We start from the raw sequence: 1,958 nt of genomic DNA on the forward strand, positions 1-1,958 counted from the left end.
GGTCGCCTGCCGGCCACTGCCCAGGCGCGCCAGCGAGCGCTGCGCAATGCCGCGTGGTGGGCCGCTCAACGCGGCCACGCCCATGTCGTCGGCAATCCATGCGGCGCCGGTCTTGTCCAGCAGCAGGTTGCCGCTGACTTCGCTGGCCGCTCGCTGCTTGACGAAGGCGTTGGCGCCGGGTTCGAGGGAAAACACCCCGGCCTCCGAGGCCACGGCCCAGAGTCGGCCCTCGCCATCAGCCAGGAAGGCACGGAAGCCCAGCACCTGCAAGGTCGCGCCGTTGGCCGCCTTCACTTCGTGCCAGCGTTCACCGTCCAGGTAGAACACGCCAAAGCTGGTGGCGGCCCAGATGCGGCCGCGTGGATCCGTGGCGAGGCCGAAGATCGAATGCGCAGGCAGCCCGGAGGCCGGGCCGTATTGCTTCAGTTGGCCATCGCGAATGGCATAGACGTTGCCGAAGCGTGTGCCAGCCCACAGTTCGCCCGAAGGCAGGGCCAGCAGGTTCATCACGTCGGCGTCCGGCAGCGCCTGGCCACCGGGCGCGCGGTACGGCAGGAAGCGCTGGCCGTCGAAGCGGAACAGGCCTTCGGAGGTGCCCAGCCAGAGGAAACCGTCGGGTGTCTGGGCCAGCGCATTGACGTTGCCCGGCGCCCCCTGGCGCGGCGTGTACATCGTGTGGCCGAGGTCGTCGAAACCGGCAGTGTCTGCCGGCTGGGCCTGCACGACGCAGGCCACACAGGCGAGCAGCCAGGCCAGGCACAACAGCGCAAATCGGGCAGTCGCACGGCGGCCGGGCGACCGCAGCAAGACCAACAACATGGGAGGCGCGGCAACGGCAGGGTGACGGTCCGCGGCCAGGGCCACGGGAGGCAGCCGGCAGCATAGTCAAACCCACGCGCAGCGAGCGTCGCGCCCCCCACCTGCAGCAGGCCCACATCGCCCAAACGGGAGAGGCTCAACCCCTCCCTTCGGCTGTCACTGTTGCGCCCCGGCGACCGCGCTTTTCGCCGGGGAAGCCGCGCAACTCAGGCCGGCCGCGAGATGTGGCGCCAGACGAACCAGCTCTGCAGCTCGTGCAGCCGGATCAACTGGCTGACGATCAGGTCGTTGGTGCCGTCATCGCCCAGCTCGGCCGCGGCGCGCGCCAGCGGCCGAGCCTCGCCGAGCACGAACTCGTGCGCATCCAGCAGTCGTTCGAGCTGATGGTGCGCGGTCTCGATGCCACGCGGCGCACGCGACAGGCGCGACTCGCTGACCACATCACCGGCCAGCGCATGCGCCACGCCGCCCAGGGTCTGCACGCGCTCTGCGAGTGCGTCCATCAGCACGACCTGCTCTTCGTAGTGCTTGTCGAACAGCTGGTGCAGTTCGAAGAAGACCAGGCCGGCGGTCTGCCAGTGCGACTTCTTGTACAGGTCGCGCAAGGCCATGGTGTGCGCCAGCAGGCGATTGAGCGCGGCCACGCTGGCATGGCGTACGTCGGCCGACAGGCCGATGCGCACGTCTGCGAGGCTGCCAAAGGCTTGGGACACTGGTGCGGTTTCGGGCGTGAGGGGGTGGGACATGTGGATCCTTTCTGCGAGAAGCCCATTGGAGGGCCGGCGCGCCGCGGCGGCATCGGGCGGGCAGCCGAGCCCCGTTCACCCATCCGGGACAGCGCGGCCTCTGCCATCTGGCCAGGGCCTCACGGCCCTACCTCTTTTTGGATATCGCTTTTCCGGCACGGCTGCCTACAGTGGCCACATCCTGCGACCTCCATTTCCATGCCCCAAGAAAGACACGGTCCGGCGAGCCGATCCCGATCGCCCCGACCACGGCTTTCCCAGCGCCTGGTCGCTTGCGCCCTGCTGCCTGGCCAGGCCTTTGGTGCTGCCATGCAGACTGCGCCCTTGTCCGCCCCCCGCGATGCGCCGGCCAGCGTGCAACTGCTGGCATGGAGCGCCGTGGTGCTGGCCGTG

The 1,958-nt window shown here is 69.3% G+C and carries 2 protein-coding genes; both read right to left on the bottom strand.

The annotated features are described in order from the left end of the window. The coding region (locus FKP22_RS28660) for a ligand-binding sensor domain-containing protein (RefSeq protein ID WP_310733388.1) at positions 1-819 on the bottom strand (819 nt) is incomplete at its 3' end. Positions 820-1,025: 206 nt separating this feature from the next. After that, positions 1,026-1,565: a Dps family protein gene (locus FKP22_RS28665; protein ID WP_141291522.1), complete on the bottom strand. Its 540-nt coding sequence runs from the start codon at positions 1,563-1,565 to the stop codon at positions 1,026-1,028. Positions 1,566-1,958: the final 393 nt, after the last annotated feature.

It is taken from the genome of Ideonella azotifigens, from assembly GCF_006519715.1.
Lineage (GTDB): Bacteria > Pseudomonadota > Gammaproteobacteria > Burkholderiales > Burkholderiaceae_C > Ideonella > Ideonella azotifigens.